This is a genomic window from Microbacterium sp. cx-55, assembly GCF_021117345.1.
Taxonomy (GTDB): domain Bacteria; phylum Actinomycetota; class Actinomycetes; order Actinomycetales; family Microbacteriaceae; genus Microbacterium.
Map to the genome: position 1 here is coordinate 1,881,782 of NZ_CP088261.1, position 24,932 is coordinate 1,906,713.

The following is a 24,932-nucleotide window of genomic DNA, read 5'->3' on the forward strand; positions in this document are numbered from 1 at the left end:
CGCGCTCGGCTACTCGCCGAGCAGGTCGGGGCGACGCGCGCGCGTGCGCTCGATCTGCTGCTCCCGACGCCACTGCGCGACGCGGCCGTGATGGCCGCTCAGCAGCACGTCGGGCGCGTCGAGGCCCCGCCAGGACGCGGGCTTCGTGTACGAGGGGTACTCGAGGAGCCCGTCCTCGTGTGATTCCTCCACCAGGCTCTCCGGGTTTCCGACCACGCCGGGCACGAGTCGCCCGACCGCTTCGATCATCGCCATCGCCGCGACCTCGCCGCCATTGAGCACGTAGTCGCCGAGGCTCGCGAGCCTCACCGGGCCGAGCGTCGCCGCGTAGGTGAACACACGCTCGTCGATGCCCTCGTACCGACCGCATCCGAACACCAGGTGTTCCGATGTCGACCACTCCCGCGCGGTGCGCTGGACGAACCGCTCACCGGCGGGCGACGGGAACACGAACGTCGGGGTCGAGTCCGCGTCCGCGACGATCGCATCGAGCACGTCACCCCATGGCTCGGGCTTCATGACCATCCCGGCGCCGCCTCCGAACGGCGTGTCGTCGACCTTGCGATGACGATCGTTCGTGTAGTCGCGCAGGTCGTGCACGCGCACATCCAGGATGCCGTTGCCTCGCGCTTTGCCGAGGAGAGAGACCTCGAGGACGTCGAAGAACGCCGGGAAGATCGTCACGACGTCGATGCGCACGTCAGTCCTTCGGGTCGGTCGGGGCCGGATCCTCGACAGTGTCGGCGTCCTCGGCGGACTCGGGCTCCTCGGGGGCGGGATCCTCGTCGGTGTCGTCGGAGGGAAGCTCTTCGAACAGCCCGGGCGGCGGGGTCACGATCACGCGGCCCGCAGCGACGTCGACCTCGGGGACGATGGCCTTCACGAAGGGCACCAGCACTTCGCGGTCATCGGAAGCGGTGATCACGAGCAGATCCTGCGCGGGCATGTGGTCGACACGCGCCACGCGGCCGACGGTCTGACCGTCGCGGACCACCGCGAGTCCGACCAGCTGGTGATCGAACCAGGCATCGTCTTCGCCCGACTCGGTCTCGGCATCCTGATCGATCCAGAGGATCGCGCGAACGAGAGTCTCGGCGGCGGAGCGGTCTTCGACTCCATCGAGGAAGAGCACCGCGTGGGAGTTCATCCATTTGAACTCGCGCACCGTGACGCTCTTTCCGAACCACGGCGACGAGTCGGGAACCTGCAGCGTGAAGGAGGCCCCCGGCGTGAAACGCCCGTCGGGGTCGTCGGTGTAGAGCTCGACCTTCATCGCACCCTTGAGTCCGTGGGCCTTCACGAGGCGGCCGACGCGGAGCTGGGTCTTGGCGGTGTGGGGGGAACTCATCAGTCGTCGGCGACGTCGACGCGGACGCGCGCACCGTCGGCGAGGGCGCCGATCACGGTGCGGAGGGATTTGGCGGTGCGACCGCCGCGCCCGATCACGCGACCCCGATCATCGGGGTGGACGTGCACCTCGAGCACGTCACCGCGAGGCGACATGGACGAGACGATACGCACGGCGTCCGGGTGATCGACGATCCCCTTGACGACGTGCTCGAGCGCGGCGGACAGCACGATGATTACGCCTCGGTGTTCTCAGCGTCGGCGGCGGGCGCCTCGGCAGGTGCGTCGGCCTTCTTCTCGGCCTTCGGCTTGACGACCGACTTCTTGGACGCGTCGACCGAGAACGGCTGCTTCGGCTCGGCGACCTGGACGGTGCTGACGGCGTTGGCGTCGCCCTGGTAGCGGCCCCAGTCACCGGTGAGCTTCAGCAGCGCGAGGACCTGCTCGGTCGGCTGTGCGCCGACGCCGAGCCAGTACTGCGCGCGGTCGGAGTCGACCTCGATGAACGAGGGCTGCTCGGTGGGGTGGTACTTGCCGATCTCCTCGATGACACGACCATCGCGCTTGGTGCGCGAGTCGGCCACGACGATGCGGTAGTACGGCGCACGGATCTTGCCGAGTCGCTTGAGACGGATCTTGACAGCCACGATTCTCCTGAATGTGTGGAAGGTGGTTGAACTGGGCGCCTGGAGAGTGGGGTGCACACCCGGCGGAAGCTCTGAAGGGGGCGGATCGGGTCGGATAGAGGGTCGGACGACGATCCAGCGTCCTATTTTGCCAGATGACGGGCCATGCTGCGAACCGAACCGGCTCACATGTCAGACTTTCCCCCGTGACGGTGCCTTTCGCGACTTCCCCGCGCTCCTCTGTCGGCCTCGAATGGGAGATCATGCTGGCCGACGGCGCCAGCGGCGACCTCGTTCCCCGCGGACCCGAAGTCTTGGACGCCATCGGCGATCAGGTCGCCGGAGAACGCTTCTCGATCACCGGCGAGCTGCTGACCAACACGGTCGAAGTGACCAGCGGTGTCGGCGGCACGGTCGAAGCCGCCGTCGACGACATCGCCGACGCGATCGCCGCCGTTCGCGAAGTGACCGATCCCCGCGGCATCGAGCTGCTCTGCGCGGGAAGCCACCCGTTCGCGCAGTGGTTCGACCAGCAGGTCACCGACAAGACGCGCTACCACACCCTCATCGAGCGCACCCAGTGGTGGGGCCGCAACATGATGATCTGGGGCATCCACGTGCACGTCGGAGTCGACGACGTGAGGAAGGTCATGCCCATCATCCGCGCCCTCACGGTCTACCTGCCGCATCTGCAGGCTCTCTCGGCGTCCAGTCCCTTCTGGGCCGGCGAACGCACCGGGTACGCCTCGAACCGATCCCTCGTCTTCCAGCAGCTGCCGACCGCGGGGCTCCCCTGGCCGCTGACCGACTGGGCCGCCTATGAGGCGTACTTGGACGACATGGTGCGAACGGGCGTCATGGAGGACGCCAGCGAGGTGCGCTGGGATGTGCGGCCCGCACCGAAGTGGGGAACCATCGAGATCCGCGCGTGCGACGGCATGTCGACTCTGCCCGAGCTCTCCGCGGTCGCCGCGTTCGCACAGGTGCTCGTCGAATGGTTCTCGCGACGACTGGATGCGGGAGACGACCTCGTCGAACTCCAGCCGTGGTTCGTGCGGGAGAACAAGTGGCGCGCCGCCCGCTACGGAATGGACGCGGAGCTCATCGTCGGCTCCGACGGACGCGAACTGCTCGTCTCCGACCACCTCGCCGAAACACTCGCCGACATCCGCGACATCGCCGACGAGCTGAAGTGCGGCGAAGAACTCGCCGGCCTCGACACGATCGTCGCGCAGGGTGCGAGCTACCAGCGCCAGCTCGCGGTAGCCGATGCCGCCGACGGCGATCTTCGCGCGGTCGTGCAGCACCTCATCCGCGAGTTCCGGAACGGACCCTCGCGTCGAGACGTGCTGCAGGACCGGTAGCCTCAGCCCTTGCCGAGGAGCTTCTGCAGTTCGGCGAGATCCGCGGCGCTCGGGGCCCCCGTCGCCGGCGCTCCACCGAGCCCGAAGCCGGAGCCCGTGGGAGCGGCCGCCTCGACCGGGGCGTTCGCGTTCTCTGCCGCGCGACGCGCCGGGTTACCCGACCGCGAGCCCTTCGCCTTCTGCTGCTTGCCTCGCTTGCTCGAGGCCCCCGGGCGGCCCATCGAGCCCATTCCCGGAACGTTGGGTACCCCGCCGCGGGCGACGGTCTTCATCATCTTCGCGGCCTGATCGAAGCGCTGCACGAGCTGGTTCACGTCGGTGACCGTCATGCCCGACCCCTTCGCGATGCGCATGCGCCGCGATCCGTTCAGCACCTTGGGGTTGCGTCGCTCCCCCGGCGTCATCGATCGGATGATCGCCTCGGTGCGGTCGATCTCGCGCTCGTCGAAGTTGTCGAGCTGCTGCTTCATCTGCCCCATCCCCGGGAGCATCCCGAGCATCTTCTTCATCGAACCCATCTTCTTCATCTGCTGAAGCTGGTCGAGGAAGTCTTCGAGGGTGAACTGCTCGGTCGCGAGCTTCTCGGCGACCTTCATCGCCTCCGCCTCGTCGAACGCGCCCTGCGCCTGCTCGATGAGGGTCAGGATGTCGCCGAGGTCGAGAATGCGGCTCGCCATGCGGTCGGGATGGAACGCCTCGAGATCGTCGAGGCCCTCACCCGTGGACGCGTAGATGATGGGGCGGCCGGTGACCGAGGCGACCGAGAGCGCCGCGCCACCGCGTGCGTCGCCGTCGAGCTTGGACAGCACGACGCCGGTGAAGTCGACGCCCTCCTGGAAGGCTGTGGCGGTGTTCACCGCATCCTGACCGATCATCGCGTCGATGACGAAGAGCACTTCGTCGGGCGATGTGGCCCGACGGATGTCGGAGGCCTGCTTCATCAGCTCGGCGTCGACGCCGAGGCGACCGGCCGTGTCGATGATGACGATGTCGTGCTGCTGGCGCTTCGCGTACTCGACGCCGTCGCGAGCGACCTTCACCGGGTCACCGACGCCGTTGCCCGGCTCGGGCGCGTAGATGGTGGCGCCGGCACGCTCGGCGACGACCCGCAGCTGATCCACCGCGCTCGGCCGCTGGAGGTCGGCGGCGATCAGGAGCGGGGTGTGGCCGTCCTTTTCGAGCAGGCGCGCGAGCTTGCCCGCGAATGTGGTCTTACCGGAGCCCTGGAGGCCGGCCAGCATGATCACGGTGGGCGGGTTCTTCGCGAACTGCAGGCGACGCTGCTCGCCGCCGAGGATCGTCACGAGCTCCTCGTTGACGATCTGCACGACCTGCTGCGCGGGGTTCAGGGCCCGGTTGACCTCATCGCCGAGGGCGCGCTCGCGCACCTTCGCGGTGAACTCCTTCACCACGACCAGCGCGACGTCCGCGTCGAGCAGTGCGCGCCGGATCTCGCGGACGGTGCCGTCCACATCCGCGGGGGTGAGCTTGCCCTTCGTGCGAAGGTTGCGGAAGGTCTCTGTGAGCCGGTCGGAGAGGGTGCCGAAAGTCGCCATGGTTCCCCGATTCTACGGCTACGGCGCCGCTCGCGCCGCGAGGTCCAGCGCGCGGCCGAGCACATCCGGCAGCGACGCGCCGCTTCCCGCACGGTCGGCCCACGTCCAGACGGCGGCCAGCACCGCTCCCGCGTAGGCGGCGGCGGCGACTTCCGCGTGCAGATCACCGGCGCCCTCCCGCACGAATCGGACGGCGACGGCGCGCTGCACGCGCGCCTGCCGGACCGCGCGTTCCCGCTCCCATTCACTGCCGAGTCCCATGACCTGCGCGTGGGTGATCGCGAGGGCGAGCGAGTCGGGGGCGAAGTCGTCGGCGATCTCGGCGAGCGCCGCACGCACACCCGCACCCTCGGCGAGCGCCTCCTCGGCTCGGCCGATCCGGTCGTCGAGTCCGGACCAGAGCACGTCGGCCTTCGAGCCGAAGTAGTTGAAGAAGCTCGACCGCCCGACCCCGGCCCGCTGGGTGATGTCGGCGACGGATGTCGCGTCGTACCCGCGTTCGAGGAAGAGTTCGCCGGCTGCCTCGGCGATCGTCTCACGCGACGAGGCACGGGGGCGCCCGGAGCGAGCGGATGCGGGCATGCCCACAGCATACGGACCTCGGCTCTCGTGCAACGGCCTAGGATCGACTTATTGGACTGCATCCGGAAAGTCGGCGGTCCGCACCTCACAGCGAAGGCACACCCATGCACAGCGTCCTCGCCGCGCCCCGCGGCCGCATCCTCTCCCTGCTCGCTCTCGGCGCCGCCACCGCGCTCGCCCTGACCGCGTGCGCCGCCCCGGCCAGCACGCCCTCCGCAGCCGAGGGGGGCACGCTCGTCTACGCGACCGGCGACGCCGAGCCCACTTGCCTCGACCCGCACGTGGGCGGCAACTACCCGCAGGCCCTCATCTCGACGCAGTATCTCGAGCCGCTGGTCGGTCGTAACTCGACCGGCGAGATCACCCCCTGGCTGGCGACGGACTGGACCGTGTCGGACGACGGACTCACCTGGGACTTCACCCTCAAGAGCGACGTGACGTTCACCGACGGCACCCCGCTCGACGCAGCCGCGGTGAAGACGAACATCGAGCACCTGCAGAACCCCGACACGGGCTCGTCGACCGGCTACCTCGCCGTCGCGAAGGTCGCCTCGGTCGAGGCGGTCGATGCCACGCACGCGCGTTTCCATCTCTCGGCCCCCGACTCGGCGCTCCTCGAATCCCTCAGCCAGCAGTGGACCGCGATCGAGTCGCCGGCCGGCCTCGCCCGGGGCACCAACGAGAACTGTGCCGCCCCGATCGGCACGGGTCCGTTCATCGTCGACGAGTGGGTTCCGCAGCAGCAGATCACTCTCGTCCGCAACGACGATTACGCAACCCCTGATTCGGAGACGGAGAACGACGGCGCCGCCCATCTGGACGCCATCGAATGGCGTTTCATCCCGGATGCGGCGACCCGCTGGGCCGCGCTCCAGTCCGGCGACGTCGACGTCATCGACAACCCGCAGCCCGACGCGATCGTCGCCGCGGAGAACTCCGACGACATCACCCACATCGACGCACCCCGACCCGGTTCGTCGAACCGCATCGAACTGAACGCGGGCCAGGCGCCGTTCGATGACATCCGCGTCCGCGAGGCGTTCATCCGCGCGGCCGATCCCGATCCGGGCATCGCCGCGCTGTACCTCGGCACCGTGGACCGCTCGTACTCCGCCCTCGCCAGCACGGAGCCGGTCGGCATCTCCGACCCGGATCTATTCACGACGGATGCCGCGAAGGCCGCTTCCCTCCTCGACGAGGCGGGGTGGACCGCGAAGGATGCGGACGGGGTCCGCACGAAGGACGGACAGCGCCTCACCGTGCGCTTCCCGGTCAGCACGAACCAGTCGGTCGCCGCGGAGCAGTCGTTGTTCGAGCAGATCCAGGCGAACGCCGCGGGGGTCGGGTTCGACGTCGTGCTCACACCGATGGACCTCTCCAGCTGGTACGGGGCTCTCGCGGCCAACGAGTACGAGGCGGTCAGCGCGCCGTACACGAAGGTCGGTCCGGACGTCCTGCGGATCCTCTACGACTCCGACGGGATCACCCCGGCACCGTCGGGATACTTCGCGAACCACGCGCAGCTGTCCGACCCGTCGCTCGACCAGCTCCTGGACGCCGCGTCATCGGCGTCGGATGCGGCGGAGCGCGCCGACCTCTACGCGCAGGCCCAGCAGATCATTCTGGAGAGCTACGCGATCCTGCCCCTGTACGACCAGCAGAACCACTTCCTCACCCGCGGGGTGACCGGAGTGCGCACGCTCGGCACGGTCGCGACGCCGACGTTCGTCGACGCGCAGCTGAACGGCTGATCCCGCCCGTGCGGGTTGCGCGGTGGATGCTTGCCCGCCTGGGTTCGGCGGTGCTGGTGGTGTGGGTGGTGACGACGGTGGTGTTCTTCGCCCTCCGCGCCTCCGGCGACCCGCTCGAGGCGATCCTGGGCGGACCCGGGTCGCAGGCCGGTGAGGAGGCGGTGGCGCGCGCGCGGGAGACCTACGGTCTGGATGCCCCGCTGCTCTGGCAGTACGCGCTGCTGCTCGGGCGCACCGCCACCCTCCAGCTGGGCGACTCGTACGCGCGCCGCCAACCGGTCATGGAGCTGATCGGCGCGCAGTTGCCGTCGACGCTGCTCCTGGCCTCGCTCGCGCTCGTGCTCGCGTGGGTCCTCGCGCTCACCGGCGCTCTGATCGCCCGCACCGCACGCGGCCGGATCGGACGCTCCGTCGCCGCCCTGGTGCGCGGGGCGGAAGTCGTTGCGACCGTCATGCCCCAGTTCTGGTTGGGGGCGGTGCTGATCCTCGTCTTCGCCGCGAACCTCGGCATCCTTCCCGCGACGAGCTCCGGTGCGGATCCCGCGGGGCTCATCCTCCCGGTGATCACGCTGGCCGTGCCGATCGCCGGTTTCCTTGCGCAGATCATGCGCGATTCGCTGGCCGACGCGGATGCGGCGCCGTTCGCGGTCACCGCGCGTTCGCGCGGCGCCTCGGAGGCCCGGGTGCTGCTCCGGCACACGCTCCGCCACGCCAGCCTGCCCGCGCTGGCGCTGTCCGGCTGGGCGTACGGCAGCCTTCTCAGCGGCGCCGTGGTCGTGGAGACCCTGTTCGCGCGCCCCGGGCTCGGGCGCCTCCTCATCGACGGCGCCATGCAGCGGGACGTGCCCCTCGTCATCGGAGCGGTCGTCGTCGTCGCGCTCGTCTACGTCGTCGTGATGGTGCTGGTCGATGCGCTCGAGCTCGTCGTGGACCCACGGCTCCGGACCCGCCGCAGCGCCGTGGCCACGCCCGCCGATGTGGCAGTCGGCTCGTGAGCCTGATCGCCGGCCGCGTCCGGAGCGTCACGGCAGGACTCGCCCCGGCGGGTCTGATCGCCGCGATCGCTGTGCTCATGATCGCCCTGGCGGCGATCTGGCCGAGTCTGTTCGCCCCGGGCGATCCGCTCGCGATCTCTCCCGCCGACGCGTTCTCGCCGCCCGCGTGGGGGCACCCGTTCGGCACGGACGAGTCCGGGCGCGACATCTTCACGCGCATCGTTCACGGCACGGCGCCGTCTGTCGGTATCGGACTCGCCGCCACGGCGATCGGCATCGGCGCGGGTCTCGTGCTGGGGTTCGCCTCCGGTCTCGGTCCGCGGATGCTGGACGCCGCGCTCGGGCGAATCATCGAGGTGCTGTTCGCGCTGCCGACACTCGTCATGGCGCTGCTGCTTGTGGCGGTGATGGGCCCGGGATCGGATGCCGCCGTCCTCGCCATCGGCGCGGCGACCGCCCCGGGCTACGCCCGCATCCTGCGCGCACGCGTCCGTGGGGTCGCGCGAAGCGACTACGTCGCCTACGCCCGTCTGGAGGGAACACCGGTGTGGCAGATGTTCCGCCGGCACATCGCCCCCAACGCGCTCTGGCCGCTCGTCGGTGTCGCAACCCTCGGCATCGGCCAGGCGATCGTGTGGGTGTCTGCGCTCAGCTTCCTCGGCTTCGGCGCGCTCCCGCCGTCTCCGGAGTGGGGCGCGATGCTCAACGCCGGGCGCGTCTACATTTCGACCGCCTGGTGGATGACGATCTTCCCGGGCGCGGCGATCGTCGTCACGGCGACCGCGCTGACGGTTCTCGGCCGGCGCCTCGCCGCGAGAGAAGGTGCGTGATGCTGCACATCGACGGACTCACCGTCTCGCTCCCGGGATCGGGCGAGGTGCTGCACGGCATCGACCTCGCGGTCGCCGCCGGCGAGTGCCTCGCGGTCGTGGGCGAATCCGGGGCGGGCAAGTCGGTCCTCGCCCGCACGCTGCTCGGTCTGACGCAGGACGACCCCGGCACGCGTGTCGCCGTACGCCGCTTCGAACTCGGCGGGAAGGACGTGCGCCGGCTCTCGAAACGGGGATGGCGCGCGGTCCGCGGCGTCGAGGTGTCCCTGGTGTTGCAGGATGCCCTGCAGTCGCTCGATCCGCTGCGAACGACCGAGGCCGAGGTCGGTGAGACGCTCGCGATCCGCGGCGTCCGACGAGCGGCCCGCCGCCTGCGGGTGATCTCGGCCCTCGACGACGCGGGCCTCCCCCGCGCCGCGGATCACCTCAAAGTACGTTCGGAGGAGCTCTCCGGCGGGATGCGGCAGCGCGCCCTCATCGCGTCGGCGCTCGTCGGGGGCGCACGACTCGTCGTCGCGGACGAGCCGACCACCGCGCTCGACGCGACCGTCGCCGCCCGCATCCTCGCCCTCCTCGCACGTCTCCGCGACGAGGGCCGGGCGCTGGTGCTCATCAGCCACGACCTCGCCGCCGTCGCGGCGATCGCCGACCGGATCGCCGTGATCGATCACGGCCGCATCGTGGAGACCGGGCCCGCCGCGGAGGTCCTCTCCGCCCCCCGACACGACGTGACCCGCGCTCTCGTCGCGGCGGCGCCGCGCGGCGCCAAGCCGTTCTCCGCCGCTCCCGGGGACGATCTCGTGACGGCGACCGGGCTGGTGCGCCGCTACCGGTCCGCACAGGGGTCCCGCATCGACGCGGTCGACGACGTGGCGTTGCGGGTGCGCGCAGGAGAGACGGTCGGGATCGTCGGAGAGTCGGGGTCGGGGAAATCCACGCTCGCGCGCCTGCTCGTCGGCGCGGAATCCCCCGACGCGGGCGTCATCTCGCGCACCGCGCGCTGCATCCGGCTCATTCCGCAAGACCCCGCCGCGTCCTTCGACCCGCGGTGGAGCGTCCGGCGGATCCTCCGTACCGCCGCAGTGAAGGGCACCGCCACTCCGGAATCGCTCCTGGAGCGCGTGGGTCTCGATGCCTCGCTGCTCGGCCGCCGCCCCGCCACGCTCTCCGGCGGTCAGCGTCAACGCGTCGCGATCGCTCGCGCGCTCGCCGCCGATCCCGATCTCCTGGTGTGCGACGAACCCGTTTCGGCGCTCGACGTCACGACCCAGGCGGGCATCCTCGAGCTGCTGATGACTCTGCAGCGTCAGACGGGTCTGGGACTCGTGTTCATCTCCCACGATCTCGCGGTCATCCGGAAGATCAGCGACCGGGTCGCCGTGATGCGCGCCGGCAGAATCGTCGAGACCGGACCGACCGAAGAGGTGTTCGCCCGCCCGAGGGAAGCGTTCACGCGCGAACTCGTGCAGGCCGCGCGCACCTTCTGAGAGGACTCAGTCGGCGCTCGTGACCGACTGCACCTTGCCTTCGGAGTCGAGGTTCACCAGCAGCACATCGTCGGTCTCGTCGGCGTCGAGCGCGTATTCGAGCACCGCGAACGGATCGGAGCCGCCGTGTTCGTCGGCGAGGATCGTCATGCTCGTGAACTGCAACGACCGGATGACGTCCACGTGCACGTCTCCCGAGAGATCGACGAGGAGGTCGGGCAGGGTCTCACCGAAACGAGCCTGCTGCTGCAGGATGTACTCGGTCACCTCGCTCGTGCGGTCGTCGAGTTCGGTGATCATTGCGTTCCGCGCCAGCATGTCGAGACTCTCGAGCGACGAGACGAGCGACGCCGCGACGTCGAGCGCCCCCTGGGAGACGTCCTCCTGGTCGGGCGCGGTGAGATCCACGGTGACCGACTGGTCGCCGAACTCCACGTTCTCGGACCAGAAGATGGATCCGTCGGGCCCGGACTCGAGGAGGCCGAAGAAGTCGTGCTCGATCGCCATCCCCCCATGTAATCAGCACGGCCGTCGAGGAGGAAGTCCGACGCGCGGCGCGCCGCCGCGGGAAGGGCGGTTCAGCCGACGAGCGCGTCGACGAATACGTGCGGGGTGAAGCCGGTCAGGTCACCGATGCCCTCGCCCTGACCGAGCAGCTTGACCGGGATTCCCGTGCGTTCCTGCACCGCCAGCACGAAGCCGCCCTTGGCCGACCCGTCGAGCTTGGTCAGCACGAGGCCCGTGACACCCGCTTGCTCGAGGAAGGCCTGCGCCTGCAACAGCCCGTTCTGACCCGTCGTCGCGTCGAGCACCAGCAGCACCTCGCTGATCGGAGCCTGCTTCTCCACGACGCGACGGATCTTGCCGAGTTCGTCCATCAGGCCGCCCTTGGTGTGCAGCCGCCCAGCGGTGTCGATCAGCACGATCTCCGTCCCTGCCGCCTTCGCGTGCTCCACCGTCTGGTACGCCACGGATGCGGGATCCTGCCCCTCGTGCTGCGGGCGGACGATCGTGGCCCCACCCCGCTCCGCCCAGGTCGCCAACTGATCGACGGCGGCCGCGCGGAACGTGTCCGCCGCTCCCACCACAACCGACCGGTCGTACCGGCGGAGGAAATGCGCGAACTTGCCGATCGTGGTCGTCTTGCCGACGCCGTTCACGCCCACGACGAGAACGACGGCGGGGCGTTCGGTGAGCCGCAGCGTGGTGTCGAACTTCGCGAAATGCTCTTCGAGCGTCTCCTTCAGCATCCGCTGCAGGTCACGCGGGTCGGTCGTCCGGTAACGGTCGACCTTCGCACGCAGCTCGTCGACGAGCCGCTCGGAGATGTCGGGACCGAAATCGGCCGTCAACAGCGCCGTCTCCAGGTCGTCCCACGTGCTCTCGTCGATGACGGGCTTGACGAACATCCCCCGCAGGGCGCGCCCCAGCGACCACGATCTTTCGGCCATGCCCCCAGCCTACGCGGCGGCGATCATGCGGTTTCCCGCTCGCGTTCACGCACGCGCTGTCCGACGACCGCCGAGACGCCGTCCTGACGCATCGAGACGCCGTAGAGCGCGTCAGCGATCTCCATGGTGCGCTTCTGATGCGTGATGACGATGAGCTGGCTCGACTCGCGCAGCTGCTCGAACACGCTGAGCAGGCGCCCGAGGTTGGCATCGTCGAGCGCCGCCTCCACCTCGTCGAGGATGTAGAACGGACTCGGCCGGGCTTTGAAGATCGCCACCAGCAGCGCGACCGCCGCCAGGGATCGCTCGCCACCCGAGAGCAGCGAGAGCCGCTCGACCTTCTTGCCGACCGGACGCACCGACACCTCGATTCCGGTGTACAGCGGATCGTCCGGGTTGGTCAGCGCGATGCTGCCCGTCCCGCCCGGGAAGAGGATGGGGAACACCTCGGTGAAGGCCACCCGCGTGTCCTCGAACGCCGCCACGAAGATCGTCTGCATCCGCTCGTCGAGGTCGGCGATGATCGTCAACAGGTCGCTGCGGGTCTGGGTGAGGTCGGCCAGCTGCTCGGTAAGGAACGTGTGGCGCTGCTCGAGCGCGGCGAACTCCTCGAGCGCGAGCGGGTTCACCCGGCCGAGCTGTCCGAGTGTGCGTTCCGCGTCCTGCAGACGACGTTTCTGCTCCGCGCGATCGTACGGACGCGTCTCAGGTTCGTCGGATTCGTCCGCCGCCACGTCGGGGATCCCCTGATCCGGACCGTATTCCGAAACGAGAATATCTTCGCTCAGGCCGAGTTCGCTCTGGACGCGTTCGAGGAGCGACGTGACGTGCAGGCGCTTCTCGTGGATGCGGAGCTCGAGCCCATGCACGCTCTCGGTCAGCCCGCTCAACCGCTCTCGGAGCGCACTCTCCTCCCGGCGCGCGTCGGCGAGCTCGGCGGTCACCGCCGTCCGGGCGGACTCCGCGGTCGCGAGCTCGACGCGTGCCTGCGCCACCGAGCGATCGACCGAGTCGAGAAGCGCAGGGAGCTGCGCGGCGACGGATGCGGCGATGTCGCGCTGACGACGACGGAGCACCGCCCGACGGGCGGCCTCTTCTGCGGCGGCCCGCTCGCGCTCGCGCTGCCGTTCGAGAGCGACCACACGGGCCTCACCGGCACGGATGCGTTCGCGCAGCGTCTCGACGTCGAGCCGGGAGCGCATCTCGCGGTCGCGCGCCTCTTCCAGCGCGGCCAGCATCCCGTCGCGGGCAGAGACGTCGAGCATCGGCCGCGGGGCCTCCTGCGCCGACCTGAGTCGGTCCTGCGCGACGCGGGCCGAATCCTCCGCCTCGGCCACGGCTGCTTCGACCTGACGAAGCGTCGCCGTGAGCCGTTCGCACTCCGCGACGGCGGCCTCGTGCCGGACCGTCGCGCGATTGACCTTCTCCGCGTGCGCCGCGAGCGCCGCGTCGTGCTCGCGAAGGTCCGTGAGCGCCGATTTCGTGTGCGCACGAGCGGCGGCCAGATCCTGGGAGCGGTCGGTCAGCGCTTCTCGGAGGGAGTCGGCGATGACCGTGATCTCGGCGAGTCGTTCGGCGGCGGTGTCGCGCTCGGCGGCGAGTTCCAGACGAGAGCGGCCCTGGCCCGTCCCGGCGCGAACCGTGAACCGGGTCACGACCTCACCCGCGCTGGTCACGATCGTCAGGTCGCTCTCGTGCTCTGCGACCAGGTCGAGCGCCGTCGACAGGTCGCTCGCGATCACCACCCGCGATAGCAGCCCGAGCACTCCCGCCGGTGCCGTGACGACATCGCGTGCCGCGACGATCCCCGGAGCTTCGGGCAGCACGGGCGGCTCGGCGGACGTCTCTGCGACGACGATGTCGACGACTCCGTACTCACCCGACCGCGCGGTGCCCGCCGCGGTCACTGCGTCGGCGCGCGTGTCGACCAGCACACCCTCGGCGACGGCCCCGAGGGCCGCCGCGATCGCGGCCTCGTATCCCGAGGCCACCTGGACCGAATCCCCGACGAGACCCCGGATGCCGGAGCCTCCGCCCGCGATGAGCTCCGATGCTCCCGTCCGCACGTCGAGCGCCCGGCCGAGGGTCGCCACCTGGGCCGTCAGCGCGTCCTGCTCCCGCTCGGCTGCGTGCAGTCGCTCGCGGATGCCGGCGACATCCGTCTCCGCTTCGCTCGCACGGCGCTGCGCCTGCTCGTACGCCGCGGCATGCTCGGCCGACGACTCCTCCGGCACGAGGTCGGGGTTCACTCCGGCGAGCTCGTGCGCGGCATCGTCTCGGCGCGCGATGGCGGCGTCGAGGGCCTTCTGCTGTCGCTCGACCGCCGCGCGAACCGCCGCGAGGGCGGATTCCGCCGCGTCCGCGGATCCGCGGAGGGCGGTCAACCGCATGTCGTGCTGCGAGACCAGCGCGCTCTGCTCGGCGATGTCGACGTCGAGTGCGTCCAGTTCCGCGCGGGCGCGAGTCACGTCGCGTCCAGCGGCGACCGCGGCATCCTGCGCCGCACCGACGCCCGCGGAGATCTCATCGAGTTCCGCGCGGGCCTCGTCGATCGCCGCCTGCGACACGGTGGGTGCGGTCACGAGCGCATCGTCGCCGTCGGCGAGGAGCGCGAGGCGTTGGCCGGCCAGCGTGTACAGCCCGCGCAACCGCTCCTGCACCCGCTCGAGACCGAACGTGACGCTGCGCGCCCCGTCGACGGCGGCGGAGCGCTCCTGGGTCTCGAGAGTCACCACGCGGGCGCGCACATTCTCCGAGCGGTCCTGCAGCAGGGTGCGCTCGGCACGCCGCTCCTGCTCGTTGCGCGAGTAGCCGGCGAGTTCCGCTCGAAGCGCCACCAGTTCATCGGCCAGCAGACGTGCCTTCGCGTCCCGCACGACGGCCGCGATCGTCGCGGCCTCGCGCGCGACTTCGGCCTGTCGACCCAGGGGCTTCAGCTGGCGGCGCAGTTCACCGGCCAGATCGCTCAGCCGCGTCAGGTTGGCTTCCATCGCCTCGAGTTTGCGAAGCGTCTTCTCCTTGCGGCGACGGTGCTTGAGGATTCCCGCGGCCTCCTCGATGAACCCGCGCCGGTCTTCCGGACTCGCCTGCAGCACGGTGTCCAGGCGCCCCTGCCCGACGATGACGTGCATCTCGCGCCCGAGCCCCGAGTCGCTGAGCAGCTCTTGCACGTCGAGCAGACGACAGGACTGGCCGTTGATCGCGTACTCGCTCGCGCCGTTGCGGAACAGGGTTCGGCTGATGGTGACTTCGGCGTACTCGATCGGAAGTGCGCCGTCGGCGTTGTCGATCGTCAGTTGCACTTCGGCGCGGCCCAAGGGCCCCCGGGTCGAGGTGCCCGCGAAGATGACGTCTTCCATCTTGCCGCCGCGGAGAGTTTTGGCGCCCTGCTCGCCCATGACCCAGGCGAGGGCATCGACGACATTCGACTTACCTGATCCGTTCGGCCCGACGATCGCCGTCACTCCCGGTTCGAGAGCGAACGTCGTCGGCTGCGCGAACGACTTGAACCCTTTGAGCGTCAGGCTCTTCAGGTGCATGGTTGTCCTCCGACGTCGAATCCTGTTCACGCTACCGGAGCGGGCCGAGGACAGCCGGATGCCACGCCCCGACCCGCGCTCGGACCGCCGGCGACGCGCCGCGACACGCCCGGGATGTTGACAGTGTTCTCCCAGCCCCGCTACTGTCCAATCCGTAACCGATGTCGAAAAGGAGGTCATCATGATGATTCACACATCCCCCGCAGAAGCGCCGTTCAGCCGCGCCGCCGGAATGACCTCCGCCCTCGGTGACGTCCGGAACCGCACCCGTCTCGGGGCGTTCCAGAACAGCCGCACGCACACCGCCGGCTAACTCCGCGCAGGAGACGACTCTGCCCGCATCCGGGCCTCGCTGTCGCCTTCGTGCGCCTCGGTTCCGCGCTGTCTCTCGGCGCCCCGCCGATCCGCGCCTCGCTTCTTCGCGTGCCGCCCGTCGCGCATGCCCGGCATCGCGCCCCGCCCCACTTCCTGCTCTTTTTCCACGAAGGACCATCATGAGCACCCTGCACGACCGCGTCGTCAGCTCGGCACCCGCCGAGGCGACGCATCCGCCCATGCCGCTCGGACGGACGACTCTCATCGACCGCACCGCCATGCGGCTCGGAATGTGGCTGCTCCTCTGGGGCCGCCACCGCTCCCAGCGTCGCGGCGCTGCCGACGACGTATACGCGCGGATGCGGCTTGCCGCTGACACCCGCGCCGAACACGACCGCGCTCTGGCGCACTTCGTGTTCGACCGACCGATCCGATGACCCGCGGCACCGCCGCATCCGCACCTGGAGGTGCCCGCATGTCCCCTCTGTCCACCCTCGAGATCCGCCCGGTGCATGCACCGGAATCCGTCGACGCCGACGGTGCGGAGGACTTCCTCCGCACCGTCGAGGTGCGCAATCGCGTGTACCGGGAGATCTCGGGCCACGATGACAGTGCCGCGCTGCCCGGCGAGCTCCTGCCCTTCTACCACGAGAGCGCGAGCGAGCGGCGCTACCTCTGGCTCGTGCTCGACGACGGACGTCCGGTCGGGCGGGTCGGTCTCAACGTCCCGCTCGAGCCGGGGTCGCGAACGGCGTACGCGCTGATCGAACTCCTGCGCGAAGCGTGGGGGCGCGGCATCGGTACGGCCGCCCACGCGCGCGTCGAGCAGGTAGCCCGCGACGAGGGGCGCACGATCCTCCAGACCTGGGTCGAGCACACCGCCGCCGAGGGCGAACACTTGGCTCCGCCGACCGGATACGGTTCGGTGCCCCGTGACCACGCCGCGCGCTTCCTGCTCCGGCACGGATACACCCTGGAACAGGTCGTCCGCATGAGCGTGTACGACCTGTTCGGGTCACGCGACGCGCTCGAGTCGCACGCCGAACGGGCGCGGGCGGCCGCATCCGATTACCGCGTGGTGCAGTGGGAGCTGCCCACGCCGGAGGAGTACGTCGACGGCTTCGCATGGATGAAGTCGCGCATGTCGACGGACGCCCCCTCCGCGGGGCTCGAATCCGACGAGGAAGCCTGGGACGCCGCGCGCCTCCGCGAACATGACGCGCACTACCTCGACGGCGGACAACGGATGCTGGTGACGGCCGCGCAGCACATCGAAACCGGGGAGCTCTGCGCGTTCAACGAACTCGTGATCGGTGCGGACCCGACCCGTGCCACCAACCAGGAGGACACCCTCGTGCTGTCGACGCACCGTGGCCACCGGCTCGGGCTGCTGGTGAAGGCCGAGGGACTCCTCGCCTGGCGCGACATCGCGCCCGAGTCACCTCGCGTCATCACCTACAACGCCGAAGAGAACCGGCCGATGCTCGACATCAACGAGGCGCTGGGGTTCGTTCCCCGTACATACGAAGGAGCGTGGAAGAAGGTGCTCGAGTGACGGAATCCGCCCGCGCGTCCGCGACTGCGGCTCAGCCCGCGACCGCGGTGAGACGCTGGCACCGCGGACAGTAGTGGCTCGAGCGGTTCATGAATCCGACGCGCACGATCGGGCGACCGCAGCGCGGGCACGGCTGTCCGGTACGGCCGTAGGCGTTGAGCGAGTGGGCGAAGTACCCGGCCTGCCCGTTCACGTTCACGTACTGCGCGTCGAAGCTGGTTCCGCCCTCCGCGAGCGCCTTCTCGAGCACGACGCGCACCTCACCGAGCACACGCGTGACAGCGCGGGACGAGAGCGCCAGAGCGGGAGTCTCGGGGTGGATGCGGGCCGCCCAGAGTGCCTCGTCGGCGTAGATGTTGCCGATTCCGCTCGTCACGGTCTGATCGAGCAGCACGCGTTTGACCGCCGACGCCTTCCGCGCCAGCGCCGCACGGAAGGCCGCATCCGAGAACGCGGGGTCGAGCGGATCACGCGCGATGTGCTGCACCTGGGACGGGACGGCGGGGCGGTCGCTCCCCCGCCCACCCGGTCGCCCATCGGGCGTGGCGACGAGGGCGTCGATGGCGAGCGACCCGAACGTGCGCTGGTCGGCGAACACGACACTGAGCTCGCCGTGGTGCGGGTGCTCGACCTCCAGCCGGATCCGCTCGTGCCGCTCCCGCGGCGCCCCGGGCGCACGCAGGAGCAGTTGCCCGCTCATGCCGAGGTGGGCGACGAGGGCCTCGTCAACCCCGCCGTGCTCGTCCAGCGGCAGCCACAGGAACTTGCCGCGTCGCGCCGCGGAACGGATGCGGCGGCCCACCAGGCGAGCCTCGAACTCCGCCCCCGTACCGAGATGCCGCGTCAGCGCGCGTTCGTCGAGCACATCGACGGCGCGAACCGTCGCACCGCTGACGGCCGGTTCCAAGCCCGCCCGTACGACCTCGACCTCGGGAAGTTCGGGCATCGCTCAGTCGCGGCCGCTGAGCACGTTCCACGCACGAAGCGCGGCCGCCATCTCGGCGTGCTTCTTGCTGGTGCCCGTTCCCGGTTCGACGATCGAGTCCACCGTCACGGTCGCCGTGAAGACGCGCGCGTGGTCGGGACCGGTCGCTTCGACCCGGTACACGGGCGCGGCGAACCCGCGCGCCGCCGCGAGTTCCTGCAGGCTCGTCTTCGGATCCACGGCAGCGCCGTAGCGATCGGGATCGGCCAGCAGGGGCTCGACGAGTCGGAGTACGAGCGCGGTCGCCGCATCCGGGCCCTTCGACAGGTAGGTGGCGCCGATGATGGCCTCGGTGGTGTCGGCCAGGATCGAGTCTTTGTCGTCACCCCCGGTGAGCTGCTCACCGCGCCCGAGGAGGATGAATCGACCGAGCCCGAGGGAACGGGCGACCTCCGCGAGCGCCACCGTCGAGACCACGCTGGCGCGACGTTTCGCCAGGGCACCCTCGTCGAGTTCGGGATGCGCGGTGTACAGCCGCACGGTGACGGCCTGACCCAGCACGGAGTCGCCCAGGAACTCGAGGCGCTCGTTGTGCGGGATCTGACCGTGCTCGTATGCGTACGAGCGGTGCGTCAGAGCGAGTGCGAGAAGCTCGGGATCGATATCGACCCCGAGCTTCTCGGAAAGTGCGGACACATCCGCAGTGACGTCAGTCACGTGGTACCGATCAGACGTCGGCGACCTTGCGGCCCTTGTACTCCAGGAACAGCTCGGTGCCCTGCGAGTCGGTGACGACCTTCGCCTGGTGCGGACGGCTGTACACCGTCTTGCCGTTCTCTACGGTCTTGACGAGCTTGGTGGGAGTCGCCTTCCACTGCGCGCGACGCGAACGGGTGTTCGAGCGCGAAACTTTGCGCTTCGGGGGGTTACCTGCCATGGTCTTCTCTTTCCTACGAGGTCTGTGTGCTCTGTCCGGACCCGCCCGGCTCGGTGTTCTGATCCGAGGCCAGGTCCGCAAGCGCTGCCCAGCGAGGATCGAGGGCTTTGCGCGGCTCCGTGTCAGCGTGCTCTGCCAGACGTTCACCCGTCTCGGGGTCGAGACCTGGGCAGTCCGGCCGGCACACTGGCTGGAACGGAAGCGAGAGGACGATAGCATCCCTGACCAGATTTTCAAGATCCACGTGGTCGTCTTGAACTTCGAAATCAGCCGCTTCTTCTCCAGGATACGCGAAAAGCTCCTGGAACTCGACTTCGACCGGCAGGGCGATGTCGATCAAGCATCGACCGCAGATTCCGGTCGCCTCCGCGGACGCCGTGCCGGAGACCAGAATGCCCTCGTGCACCGATTCGAGGCGAGCGTCGATGTCGACACTCTCCTTCTCGGCGACGGAGACGAGACCCTCGCCCCACTTGTCTGCGAGGGCGACGTCGCGAACGACTTCGCGCATCTCACCGGGTCGGCGGACGATGTCGCGCACATTGACGCTGAACGGGCCGGGACGTTGGTTTCTCACCACGCGAGTCTAGTTGGCGCGGCGCCGCAACGGGCCGTCGCTCCGGCGGGCGGCACCGCACGTGCGCCGCCTCGGCGATTCAGATGTCGCGGGCGCCGGTGTCAAGGAATCGCGCGACAACGGCCGGCACGTACGGCGATACATCGCCGCCGAGACCCGCGACCTGCCGCACGAGCGAACTCGAGACGAGCGCGTGCGACGGGTCGGGCAGGAGGAACACGGTTTCGATGCCCGCGAGATGCCGGTTGACGATCGCCATCGGCGTCTCGTAGGCCACGTCCACCTGGGATCGGATGCCCTTCACCAGTACCCCCGCGCCCACATCGACCGCGTAGTCGACGAGCAGGCCCATGCTCCACGCGGCGACCGTCAGGTGCCCCGCGTCCATGCCGTCGTCGACGATGGACTGCTCCAGGAGCGCCACGCGCTGGGCGATCGGCAGCATCGCCTCTTTGCCCGGGTTGTGCACGACGAGCACGTGCACGTGGTCGTAGAGACTCGCCGCCCGCCGGATGACGTCCAGATGACCGTGGGTCGGCGGGTCGAACGAACCGGGGACGACAGCGATCCGATTGCTCACGCGGTCAGCCTACCGGGCGCCCCCTGCGACCACTCTGCGGATCAGTTCTTCGCGAGGGCGGCGCGCTCGACCGTGTCGAGTCGGCGCTCGATGGCCCCGGCGAGCCCCGGATGCCGGCCGAGCCCCGGGTCATCGGCGAGAATACGCTCGCCCTCCTCGCGGGCCATGGCGATGAGATCGGCATCCGTGACGACCCGGAGCAGGCGGAGCGACGAACGGACACCCGACTGGGCGTCGCCCAGAACGTTGCCCTCGCCCCGGAGTTCGAGATCAACCTCGGCGAGTTGGAACCCGTCGAGCGTGGCGGCCACCGCCTCCACGCGCGAGCGCGCGGGTGTGCGGGTGGGGGCTTCCGTGACGAGTAGGCAGAGGCCCGGCACGTCACCTCGACCGACGCGTCCGCGCAACTGGTGGAGTTGCGACACCCCGAAGCGGTCCGCATCCAGGATCACCATCGTCGACGCATTGGGAACGTCGACGCCGACCTCGATCACGGTCGTCGCGACGAGCACATCGATGTCACCCGCCGAGAACGCGCGCATGATCGCGTCTTTCTCTTCGGCCGGCATCTTGCCGTGCAGCGTCGTCACCCGGAGCGCCGCGAACAGCGGGTGCTCCGCCAGGAGCTGAGCCGCCTGAACCACGCCCCACCGGGTGCGACTGCTCTCTGGGGTGTCGAGGTCGTCGGGCGCGTTCGCCGGGTCGGGCGGATCGGACGAGTCGTCGTCGACCGGGGCGCCCGAGGGATCGATGTCGATCGCCGGGGCCACGACGAACACCTGATGCCCCTTCCGCACCTCTTCGGCGGCGCGCTCCCACACCCGTGCGAACCATCCCGGTCGCTCGGCCAACGGCGCGACGAAGGTCTCGATACCTGCGCGACCGGCGGGCATCGTGCGGATCGTCGAGACGTCGAGATCACCGAACACGGTCATGGCGACGGTGCGCGGAATGGGCGTCGCGGTAAGGACGAGCGCATGCGGACTCGTACCCTTCGCGCGAAGCGTCTCGCGCTGCTCGACACCGAACCGGTGCTGCTCGTCGACGACGACGAGGGCGAGATCGGCGAACGATGTCTTCGGGCTCAGGAGCGCGTGCGTGCCCACGACGATGAGCGACTGCCCCGATGCGACGCGGAGAGCCGCCCGGCGCCGATCGGCCGCGCCCATCTGACCCGTCAGCAGAGTCGGCATCACCTCGGGGGCGAGCTGGGGGCCCAGCATCCGGGTGATCGAACGCAGATGCTGCGCCGCGAGCACCTCGGTCGGGGCGATGAGCGCCGCCTGCCCACCGCTCTGCGCGACCTGCAGCATGGCACGCAGCGCGACCAGCGTCTTTCCCGAACCCACCTCGCCCTGCACGAGCCGGTTCATCGGCCACTCCCCGACGAGGTCGGCAGCGATCGCCTCGCCCACCGCCACCTGGTCGGGCGTGCGCTCGAACGGGAGCGCGGCGTCGAATCGCTCGAGGAGGGATCCCGGGGGGCGCGGCGTCGCCGCCAGCGCGCGCACAGCTTCGCGCTGCTGCAGAAGAGCGGTCTGGAGCACGAGGGCCTCATGCCATCGGAGCGTGCGCACCGCGGGGGCGATGCTGTCTTCGAAGTCGGGACGGTGCATGCGCTCGAGCGCCTCACCGAAGCCGAGCAGTTGCTGCCGCTGACGGAGATCGAGCGGCAGCGGATCATCGAGTGGCGCCAGCAGATCGAGCACCGTGCGGATGAACGACGTCATCTGCCAGCTCGAGATCGTCGAGGTGGCGGGATAGATGGGGATCGGCTGCGTCGCATACGCCTGGGCGCTCATGAGCGCCTCGTCTTCGCCCGCGAACAGCTCGTAGTCGGGGTGCGCGAACTGCTTGCCCCCGCGGTACTCCCCCACCTTGCCGGAGAAGATCCCTCGGCTGCCCACCTTCAGATCTTTCATCCGCCACGCCTGGTTGAAGAACGTGAGCTTCACATCGCCGACACCATCGGTGATGACGACCTCGAGGAGCGAACCGCGCCGACTCTGCATCGTGCGCTCGGAGACGCTCTTGATCTGCGCGACGATCGTCACCTGCTCGCCGACGGCGAGCGAGTCGATCGGTGTGAGCTCACCACGTTTCGCGTAGCGCCGCGGGTAGTGCGAGAGAAGGTCGCCGACGGTGTGCATCCGGAACGATCGCTGCAGAGCGGATGCGGTCTTCCCACCCAGGACGCCGTCCAGGCGACTGTCGAGCGTGACCGGCATCCCTGAAGTCTAGGACGCGCCCCCGACATGCGCGGAGGAGCTGGGGCGGCATCGCGTACGGTGGGGCGATGCGCCGCCTCATCGCCCGCCTGTTCTGGATGTTCAGTCGCTGGAAGCTCGTCACCGAACCCGCTCCCACCCGGCCGACGATCCTGGTCGGCGCGCCCCACACCTCGAACTGGGACTTCGTCCTCATGCTCGCGATCGCCTGGCGACTCGGCATCCCGGCGCGCTGGCTCGGGAAGAACGGCCTGTTCCGCGGATGGCGCGGGCCGATCATGCGCGCGCTCGGCGGCATCCCCGTCGACCGGAACAACCCGGCACGCGTCGTCGACGACGTCGTCGCCCGCATCCAGACCGGTGAGGTGTTCGGCCTCGTCGTGACGCCGGAAGGCACCCGATCGGGCGCCGGCTGGAAGTCCGGCTTCTACCGCATCGCTCGACAGACGGGCATGCCGGTCGTGCTCGGGTACGTCGACCGCACGACCATGTCGACGGGCCTCGGCCCGACGATCGAGATGACCGGTAACGTCGCGGGCGACATGGACCGCATCCGCGCCTTCTACGCCGACAAGGCGGGATTCCGTCCCGAGCTCCGCACCGAGCCGCGCCTGTCCGACGAGCCCACCTCGGACTCCGCCGCACCCCTCTGAGCGGCCAGCCCGCGCCGTCCCCGGGGTGCGCACGCGCGTCGGTAGGCTGTTCCGGTGACGCGCATCATCGCTGGAGCCGCGGGCGGCATCCGCCTCGACGTGCCGGGATCGGGAACGCGCCCCACGAGCGAGCGGGTGCGCGAAGCGATGTTCGGCTCCCTCGACTCCGCCGGCGCGATCGACGACGCCCGGGTGCTCGACCTCTACGCCGGCTCCGGCGCCCTCGCGCTCGAGGCGCTCAGCCGCGGAGCCTCGACGGCGGATCTCGTCGAGCTGGGCGGCCCCGCCGCATCCGTGGCCACCCGGAACGCCGACCGCGTCGTGCGTGCGTGCGGCGACGTGACCGCGCGTGTGCACCGGGCGGCCGTGTCGGCGTATCTCGCCCGCGCCGTCGGCCCGTTCGACCTGGTCTTCATCGATCCGCCGTACGACCTGACCGATGCCGACCTCGCCGCCGCCCTTGCGCTCCTGAGGCCCTCACTTTCCCCCACCGCGCTGGTCGTCGTCGAGCGCGGCAAGCGCTCGGTCGAGCCGGACTGGAACGCGGCGGGCCTCGACGCGGTGCGTGCCCGCACCTACGGCGACACGACGGTCTTCTGGGCCGAGCCGCACGCCGCTCCGGATGACGCGGCTCAGCCGCGCGACGAATCCCAGTCGCGGTAGGGGTCCCAGCCCGTCCGCCCCGCGTAGTGGGCTCCGTCGACGAGAACCGGGGCTTCGCCGCGCTCCCGCACGACGCCGATCGGCCGAAAGCCATCGGCCACGGATCCCGGTGGGAACGTCGCGAGGAGGGCGTGGTCTTCGCCGCCCGACAGAGCCGACGCCGCATCCGGCCCGAGGGCCGCGCTGTCGATCGCGAGGGTGACGCCCGAGGCATCCGCCATCCGGGTGGCGTCCAGCAGCAGACCGTCCGAGACGTCCATCATCGCGGTCGCCCCGGCGCGGGCAGCCTCGGGTCCCCGGCCGAGCGGCGGATGCGGACGCAGCTGCGCCGCGACCAGGTCGCGCTCCGCGGGTGTCAGGGCCACGTCGTCCACGCGCACCGGGGTGCCGGAGCTGTCGCGGAAGCGGTCGAAGAGGATCTGGAGTCCGCGGGCCGCGTCGCCCGCAGCACCCGCCAGCGCGATCGTGTCGCCGGGCTGCGCCCCCGACCGGCGCAGGGCCGGGCCGTCCAATGCACCAAGCGCGGTGACCGCCACCGTCAGCGTGTCGGAGATCGTGAGGTCGCCGCCCTCGACCGCGCATCCCGGCGCGAGCGCCTCGCAGGCGGCACGCAGGCCGTCGGCGATCGCCTCGACGAACGAGATACGGGTGTGCTCGGGCATGGCCAGCGCCACGAGAAGCGCGACCGGACGCGCTCCCATCGCCGCGACATCCGCGAGGTTCACCACCGCGGACTTCCAACCCAGGTCGTAGCCCGTCGTCCAGGCGAGGCGAAAGTCGGGGCCGTGCACGAGAGTGTCGACGGTGGCCACCACGCGGCCGCCGCCGAGCCCGATCACGGCCGCATCGTCGCCCGGACCGATCTCGGCGGTGCTCGGTGCGAAACGGCTCAGGATGCGGCGCAGGATCTGGCCCTCGCTGAGGTCTCCGACCGTGGGGTCTTCGGAGGGAGCGGTCATCTCTCCACGTTA

At 70.0% G+C, this 24,932-nt stretch carries 26 protein-coding genes; 10 read left to right on the forward strand and 16 right to left on the reverse strand.

The genetic code is table 11. The annotated features are described in order from the left end of the window. Positions 1-9: 9 nt before the first annotated feature. Genes trmD through rpsP form a run of 4 tightly spaced genes read right to left on the reverse strand, consistent with a single transcriptional unit; the run spans position 10 to position 1,994 of the window. Positions 10-699 (reverse strand): tRNA (guanosine(37)-N1)-methyltransferase TrmD, encoded by a 690-nt coding sequence (gene trmD / locus LQ938_RS08855; protein ID WP_223720965.1) that lies wholly within the window; start codon positions 697-699, stop codon positions 10-12. Between the two features lies 1 nt (position 700). Further along, on the reverse strand, positions 701-1,348 hold the full coding sequence (gene rimM, locus LQ938_RS08860; protein ID WP_223720964.1) for a ribosome maturation factor RimM: 648 nt from the start codon (positions 1,346-1,348) through the stop codon (positions 701-703). Then, positions 1,348-1,578, reverse strand: a complete 231-nt coding sequence (locus LQ938_RS08865; protein WP_223720963.1) for an RNA-binding protein — start codon at positions 1,576-1,578, stop codon at positions 1,348-1,350. Before LQ938_RS08865 ends, rimM begins: the two co-directional genes overlap by 1 nt. 5 nt (positions 1,579-1,583) lie before the next feature. Further along, positions 1,584-1,994: a 30S ribosomal protein S16 gene (gene rpsP / locus LQ938_RS08870; protein WP_223720962.1), complete on the reverse strand. Its 411-nt coding sequence runs from the start codon at positions 1,992-1,994 to the stop codon at positions 1,584-1,586. A 185-nt stretch (positions 1,995-2,179) separates the two neighbouring features. Here rpsP and LQ938_RS08875 point away from each other — a divergent pair, with 185 nt between their 5' ends. Next, complete coding sequence (locus tag LQ938_RS08875; protein WP_223720961.1) at positions 2,180-3,337, forward strand: glutamate--cysteine ligase; 1,158 nt, start codon at positions 2,180-2,182, stop codon at positions 3,335-3,337. 2 nt (positions 3,338-3,339) lie between these two features. On the opposite strand, the gene ffh is transcribed toward LQ938_RS08875, so the two are convergent. Together ffh and LQ938_RS08885 are read right to left on the reverse strand one after the other, a co-directional pair. Next, positions 3,340-4,893 (reverse strand): signal recognition particle protein, encoded by a 1,554-nt coding sequence (gene ffh / locus LQ938_RS08880; protein WP_223720960.1) that lies wholly within the window; start codon positions 4,891-4,893, stop codon positions 3,340-3,342. Between the two features lie 18 nt (positions 4,894-4,911). After that, on the reverse strand, positions 4,912-5,475 hold the full coding sequence (locus LQ938_RS08885; RefSeq protein WP_223720959.1) for a TetR/AcrR family transcriptional regulator: 564 nt from the start codon (positions 5,473-5,475) through the stop codon (positions 4,912-4,914). A 104-nt stretch (positions 5,476-5,579) separates the two neighbouring features. Here LQ938_RS08885 and LQ938_RS08890 point away from each other — a divergent pair, with 104 nt between their 5' ends. The 4 genes from LQ938_RS08890 to LQ938_RS08905 are packed head-to-tail and all read left to right on the forward strand — an operon-like array spanning position 5,580 to position 10,538. Then, positions 5,580-7,226 carry an ABC transporter substrate-binding protein gene (locus LQ938_RS08890; RefSeq protein WP_223720958.1) on the forward strand — a complete coding sequence of 549 codons (1,647 nt, stop codon included), beginning with the start codon at positions 5,580-5,582 and terminating at the stop codon, positions 7,224-7,226. Positions 7,227-7,252: 26 nt separating this feature from the next. Further along, a complete protein-coding gene (locus LQ938_RS08895; RefSeq protein ID WP_223720957.1) occupies positions 7,253-8,221 on the forward strand; it encodes an ABC transporter permease in 969 nt (322 codons plus the stop codon). Continuing rightward, the gene (locus LQ938_RS08900) at positions 8,218-9,051 is read left to right on the forward strand and encodes an ABC transporter permease (RefSeq protein WP_223720956.1); all 834 of its coding nucleotides are present in this window, start codon (positions 8,218-8,220) and stop codon (positions 9,049-9,051) included. The genes LQ938_RS08895 and LQ938_RS08900 overlap by 4 nt, the downstream gene beginning before the upstream one ends. Next, entirely contained in the window at positions 9,051-10,538 is a 1,488-nt protein-coding gene (locus tag LQ938_RS08905) for an ATP-binding cassette domain-containing protein (RefSeq protein ID WP_223720955.1), read from the forward strand. The genes LQ938_RS08900 and LQ938_RS08905 overlap by 1 nt, the downstream gene beginning before the upstream one ends. A 6-nt stretch (positions 10,539-10,544) precedes the next feature. Here LQ938_RS08905 and LQ938_RS08910 read toward each other — a convergent pair whose 3' ends face one another. The 3 genes from LQ938_RS08910 to smc all read right to left on the reverse strand — a co-directional run bounded on the left by LQ938_RS08910 (position 10,545) and on the right by smc (position 15,528). Continuing rightward, a complete protein-coding gene (locus tag LQ938_RS08910; RefSeq protein ID WP_223720954.1) occupies positions 10,545-11,045 on the reverse strand; it encodes a DUF2004 domain-containing protein in 501 nt (166 codons plus the stop codon). 71 nt (positions 11,046-11,116) lie between these two features. After that, entirely contained in the window at positions 11,117-11,989 is an 873-nt protein-coding gene (gene ftsY, locus LQ938_RS08915) for a signal recognition particle-docking protein FtsY (protein ID WP_223720953.1), read from the reverse strand. Between the two features lie 23 nt (positions 11,990-12,012). Further along, positions 12,013-15,528: a chromosome segregation protein SMC gene (gene smc / locus LQ938_RS08920; RefSeq protein ID WP_223720952.1), complete on the reverse strand. Its 3,516-nt coding sequence runs from the start codon at positions 15,526-15,528 to the stop codon at positions 12,013-12,015. Between the two features lie 181 nt (positions 15,529-15,709). On the opposite strand from smc, the gene LQ938_RS15460 reads away from it, so the two are divergent. The 3 genes from LQ938_RS15460 to LQ938_RS08930 all read left to right on the forward strand — a co-directional run bounded on the left by LQ938_RS15460 (position 15,710) and on the right by LQ938_RS08930 (position 17,398). Then, entirely contained in the window at positions 15,710-15,841 is a 132-nt protein-coding gene (locus LQ938_RS15460; RefSeq protein WP_263317336.1) for a hypothetical protein, read from the forward strand. Positions 15,842-16,022: 181 nt separating this feature from the next. After that, positions 16,023-16,280: a hypothetical protein gene (locus tag LQ938_RS08925; protein WP_223720951.1), complete on the forward strand. Its 258-nt coding sequence runs from the start codon at positions 16,023-16,025 to the stop codon at positions 16,278-16,280. A gap of 38 nt (positions 16,281-16,318) precedes the next feature. Next, positions 16,319-17,398: a GNAT family N-acetyltransferase gene (locus LQ938_RS08930; protein WP_223720950.1), complete on the forward strand. Its 1,080-nt coding sequence runs from the start codon at positions 16,319-16,321 to the stop codon at positions 17,396-17,398. A gap of 31 nt (positions 17,399-17,429) precedes the next feature. Here LQ938_RS08930 and mutM read toward each other — a convergent pair whose 3' ends face one another. The 6 genes from mutM to LQ938_RS08960 form a co-directional block, all read right to left on the reverse strand. Further along, entirely contained in the window at positions 17,430-18,344 is a 915-nt protein-coding gene (gene mutM, locus LQ938_RS08935; RefSeq protein WP_223720949.1) for a bifunctional DNA-formamidopyrimidine glycosylase/DNA-(apurinic or apyrimidinic site) lyase, read from the reverse strand. Positions 18,345-18,347: 3 nt separating this feature from the next. Then, on the reverse strand, positions 18,348-19,040 hold the full coding sequence (gene rnc / locus LQ938_RS08940; RefSeq protein ID WP_223720948.1) for a ribonuclease III: 693 nt from the start codon (positions 19,038-19,040) through the stop codon (positions 18,348-18,350). Positions 19,041-19,050: 10 nt separating this feature from the next. Further along, positions 19,051-19,260, reverse strand: coding sequence for a 50S ribosomal protein L32 (gene rpmF, locus LQ938_RS08945; RefSeq protein WP_223720947.1), 210 nt, complete (start codon positions 19,258-19,260; stop codon positions 19,051-19,053). A 13-nt stretch (positions 19,261-19,273) separates the two neighbouring features. Beyond that, positions 19,274-19,771, reverse strand: a complete 498-nt coding sequence (locus LQ938_RS08950) for a YceD family protein (RefSeq protein ID WP_223721615.1) — start codon at positions 19,769-19,771, stop codon at positions 19,274-19,276. A gap of 145 nt (positions 19,772-19,916) precedes the next feature. Continuing rightward, positions 19,917-20,417 carry a pantetheine-phosphate adenylyltransferase gene (gene coaD, locus LQ938_RS08955; protein ID WP_223720946.1) on the reverse strand — a complete coding sequence of 167 codons (501 nt, stop codon included), beginning with the start codon at positions 20,415-20,417 and terminating at the stop codon, positions 19,917-19,919. Between the two features lie 41 nt (positions 20,418-20,458). Beyond that, entirely contained in the window at positions 20,459-22,645 is a 2,187-nt protein-coding gene (locus LQ938_RS08960) for an ATP-dependent DNA helicase RecG (RefSeq protein WP_223720945.1), read from the reverse strand. A gap of 68 nt (positions 22,646-22,713) precedes the next feature. On the opposite strand from LQ938_RS08960, the gene LQ938_RS08965 reads away from it, so the two are divergent. Then, positions 22,714-23,298, forward strand: a complete 585-nt coding sequence (locus tag LQ938_RS08965) for a 1-acyl-sn-glycerol-3-phosphate acyltransferase (protein WP_223720944.1) — start codon at positions 22,714-22,716, stop codon at positions 23,296-23,298. A 54-nt stretch (positions 23,299-23,352) separates the two neighbouring features. Next, positions 23,353-23,961 carry an RsmD family RNA methyltransferase gene (locus tag LQ938_RS08970; protein WP_223720943.1) on the forward strand — a complete coding sequence of 203 codons (609 nt, stop codon included), beginning with the start codon at positions 23,353-23,355 and terminating at the stop codon, positions 23,959-23,961. On the opposite strand, the gene thiL is transcribed toward LQ938_RS08970, so the two are convergent. Then, the gene (gene thiL, locus LQ938_RS08975) at positions 23,931-24,920 is read right to left on the reverse strand and encodes a thiamine-phosphate kinase (RefSeq protein ID WP_223720942.1); all 990 of its coding nucleotides are present in this window, start codon (positions 24,918-24,920) and stop codon (positions 23,931-23,933) included. The two genes, LQ938_RS08970 and thiL, sit on opposite strands and share 31 nt — an antisense overlap. Positions 24,921-24,932 lie beyond the last annotated feature (12 nt).